The 3,982-nt window shown below is 34.9% G+C and carries 4 protein-coding genes; 2 read left to right on the plus strand and 2 right to left on the minus strand.

All coding sequences use genetic code 11. The features are described 5' to 3' along the window. Together ACIQ7N_RS17050 and ACIQ7N_RS17055 are read right to left on the minus strand one after the other, a co-directional pair. Positions 1 to 1,133: YheC/YheD family endospore coat-associated protein (locus ACIQ7N_RS17050; protein ID WP_402934230.1), on the minus strand; the 1,133-nt coding region annotated here is incomplete at its 3' end. A gap of 221 nt (positions 1,134 to 1,354) precedes the next feature. Then, positions 1,355 to 1,786 carry a hypothetical protein gene (locus tag ACIQ7N_RS17055; protein ID WP_132362975.1) on the minus strand — a complete coding sequence of 144 codons (432 nt, stop codon included), beginning with the start codon at positions 1,784 to 1,786 and terminating at the stop codon, positions 1,355 to 1,357. A 446-nt stretch (positions 1,787 to 2,232) separates the two neighbouring features. Between ACIQ7N_RS17055 and ACIQ7N_RS17060 the strand changes: the two genes are divergently transcribed. After that, entirely contained in the window at positions 2,233 to 2,775 is a 543-nt protein-coding gene (locus tag ACIQ7N_RS17060; protein WP_248718739.1) for a sigma-70 family RNA polymerase sigma factor, read from the plus strand. Positions 2,776 to 2,777: 2 nt separating this feature from the next. Further along, on the plus strand, positions 2,778 to 3,839 hold the full coding sequence (locus ACIQ7N_RS17065) for a DUF4179 domain-containing protein (protein ID WP_402934233.1): 1,062 nt from the start codon (positions 2,778 to 2,780) through the stop codon (positions 3,837 to 3,839). Positions 3,840 to 3,982 lie beyond the last annotated feature (143 nt).

The raw sequence follows: 3,982 nt of genomic DNA on the forward strand, positions 1-3,982 counted from the left end.
GGTAATGCTTCTTCAACTAAAGATTCTTCTACTAAAGCCCTTTCTTCAGATGAATCTTTAATTTTCCTATATTGCCTGATTTCCCTTTTAATTTGCTTCTGGTTCTTAGCAAGGTACATTGCATACCTTATAGTATTGATGACCACATCTAATTCTAAATAAAAAGCAGGAGGGCAACCTGGTCGCCAGTTCACTTCATACATCCAAATTTTCCTTTGTTCATCTAAGCCTACATCAATGCCAATTTCATCAATAACCTCTCCAAATTGCGCCATCTGAATTTCATCTAAATGTCGAGCTAGTGATAAGGAAAAATGCTCTAACATACGTCGAATATCATAAGCATCTTCTTTAAATTCCTGCTCTAAAAAAGGATCTAAATAATTCGTAAAACCACCGTTGTTAATATTCGGTATAATCGAGCCACTTGGTGCAATTCGCGGATAAACCGTCGTTATAACCCATTTACCTTCACCATTTTTTTGAACATGTAGACGAAAATCATAAATTTGACCTGATTTTGTTTTTGATTGAATATAGGGTTGCACGATAAAGGTGCCTGTAGAAAGTTGCTCTCTAATTAACTCATCTAGCTGTGACTGTGTACAAAAAGTAGTTTCCCTATCCTTCTTTACCTCAAAGTTAGTTCTTCCTACTTTCGAAATAAAATAAATCCCTTTTCCCTTCCGGCCATCTATCGGCTTAAATACGACTTTTTTATAAAAAGCCATAAATTTATGGAGTAATTCAACATTTTCAACAACCTCAGATGGAATTAAATACTTATCAAATTCCTTTGCTTCTTTAAGTCGCTTCATGACATTCCATTTATTCCCTATAGAATGAGTTGTAAAAGGTATTTCCTTTTTCAATTTCTCAATAATATCCTTTGATACCGATAATTTTTCTGGACTTCCTGCATTGTATATAACATCCGGGAAGGGCATCATTTTTTCATGCCAATCACCATTTTCATATACCTTTCCTCTAATGGAACGTTTATCAAAGTCAACGCTTTTTGGCGTAAAGTAAAAAAATTGAGCGCCTTCTGCTTGTGCAACGGCCGCAAATGCATATGACTTTAGAACAGTTCTAGGATCTAGCCGATGATGCAACATTCCAATAATTGTCATCCATTAATCTCTTCCCTTCATAGGATTCTCCCTAATAAATTCAATGACTACAACGTGCACCTAGACAGATGCTCTAATTTTCATGTTATTTTAGTCGTATTTTCGGCTTTGTGCTTAGGCTGCACGAAGGACGACACGATGTCGGTCATTTCAGTAATGCCAAAGGCTAATATCTTTTTTAGCCCCTTCGATTTCCGTAACATCCGCCGAAGGGTTTAGCTTCACCATTTGGGCTCAATGATAAATTTCCCTTTTAACATGTCAGGCTTTAATAACTGAATTGCAGATATACCACTTAAGTCAATGGATTTTTCTGAGGATGTTCGCTCTAATCGGACAACCTCTGCTATTAAATTCGTATCATGTCCTTCATAATCATAGGCTCGCAAAAGTGAAACTGTTCCGCGGCAACTTTCTCGATCAATAGCCTCTATGCGAAAAAACTCTGTTTCAAACTGCTTTACAGTATCCATCAACCTTAAATGACTGCCGTTGTGTGTTATTAAAAAAAAAGGAATCGTATCGCCTCCCACTAATTTCACAAGAAGCTGACCAAAATATTTAGAATGAAAATCCTTTATCATATCCTGGAGTGCTTTTATGTCGTAGAGCGCTTCACATAGAAAATGTTTTTTTTTGTTTTCATTATTCATTTCCTTCGCTCCTTCCAAGTCTTAATAAGCCATTTCTCAAAAATTGTTTAAATTTACTAGCATTGATACTAGTGGAAGATCAACTGCCATGAACGAAAGTTTCACTTTATTCAACATCCTCTCGTTATAATATGTAAAGACAAGAAATATGATAATTTTTTTCGGATAAAACTGGTCATGTTGATTGCATATGTATGCTCCAAAGCAGAGTGAAAACATTTACACTATTCTTACGCACTCTTCGTAAAATATGACGAAAAATCAAATTAATTTAAAAAAGTTTTTTTCCAGGATAGCTTTCAATAAAAAAAATCGTATTTAATAGTGAACGATGAAATAGATGCCTCACCTGTTTGCCTGATAAGTTTTCAGATAAACAATAGTTCTATTCACTGACTATACAAGCAAACTGGTAAGAAGCGACTAAATTTAGAAAGGAGTTTGTTATGAATATACAAGCTGAAAATGTCGTTTATGAACTACAACATCACAATGAACATGCTTTACATTTCATCATTGAGCAATATGGTGGATTACTACGAAGCATCATCACTAAACATCTCTTTCCTTACTTAGAAGAAGTTGATGAATGTTTGGATGACACACTACTTGCTATTTGGGAGAATGGTGAATTTTTCGATGAAGCGAAAGGATCTTTTAAAAATTGGATTGCGATCATTGCTAAATATAAAGCGCTGGATCGAAGAAAAAAATTACAACGTTATAATGATCGCTACATTTCAACTTTAGAATTTGAAGAGTCTTTCACAAATACTGAGAGGACAGAATTAGAGGACGTCGAAGAGCTGTTACAACATTTATCTGTTGAGGACCAATTATTATTTAAAAAATATTATTTAGATAATGTAAATTCCAAGAACATTGCAAAAGAATTTAATGTGTCTGTCCCGGTTATACATAACAGACTTTCCCGTGGACGTCATAAACTTCGTGCATTAAAACAAAAATGGATTACAGGGAGGCTATAAAAATGAGTGAATTATTTAAACTATTTAATCGAGCAAAGATTCAAACAGAAAAATATGATGAAACCCCGTTGTCAGATTTAGAAATAGCACGTATAAAAAAACGACTGCATTCAAAATTGAAAACTCAAACATCAAAAAAGAAGAAGCTTACAATTTTAAGTGGGGTAGGTATCGCTATGCTTGCCGCTACAATAGCCATTTCTAGCCCAAATGCACTTGCTAAATTGCCCATAATAGGTAGCTTTATTGAACAATATATGAATCACCCAGATGTAAATGACGAAATGTATACAACGTATAAAAATATAATCGGACAAACAAAAGAAAATAAACATGGAACCTTAACGTTAAATGAAGTTATGTTAGATCAAGGAGAACTTTTCATCACGACTACTTATCATAGCAATAAACCCGTCCCAAACTCGGAATATCTTAAAATTAATAAGCACCTTCCAGACACAGATTACCTGCCCCTTTTCCCTGAAATAAAAATAGATGGGAAGGAAGTAGAGTCTGGGTCAGGAGGAGGAGCAGGTAATGATCAAATCGATGACCAAACATTTGTCATTTATAGTTCAATTAGCATTCCAAATATAGAGCTTTCTAAGCCACATGACATTCAGTTTTCTTTTAAAAGCGATAAACTTAGTGACCCTTGGGAATTTAATTTCACTGCCACAGGTGAAGCCATTGCGGCTAAAACAACAGAAACCATGATTAATCAATCTTTTTCTTTACCGAACGGACAGAAAGTTGTAGTTGAAAAAATTACTCAATCACCCGTTTCATTAATTCTTTATTATCATATGTTTCCGGCGCCTGACAAGACAATGGATTATGATGTCCAATTTAGATTATACGACCAGAATAATAATCAGTTAGGTCAATCTGCTTTTAAAACAATGCTCGAAAATTCTACACTTCGCTTCCAGAAGGAAAATATGGAGCCAATAACAAATATCACACTCGTTCCGCACTCTATTAATGTAAAAAGTGGCGTTCCTCACAAGGATGTTGTCAAAGTGTTTCATGAGTACACAATTACTACCCAATTGAACAACTAATTAAGTCTACCAATCTTGAAAATATAAAAAGAAAACGTCCAATTTGACAGGAGGGCACTGAAAAAGTCCATATCTTCTCACATTGCGAGGTATTCAGCGGTTAATCGTCGAATACCTCGCTTTTTTCATTTGGCACTGTGACT

The organism is Lysinibacillus sp. NPDC095746 (assembly GCF_044763535.1).
Lineage (GTDB): Bacteria > Bacillota > Bacilli > Bacillales_A > Planococcaceae > Lysinibacillus.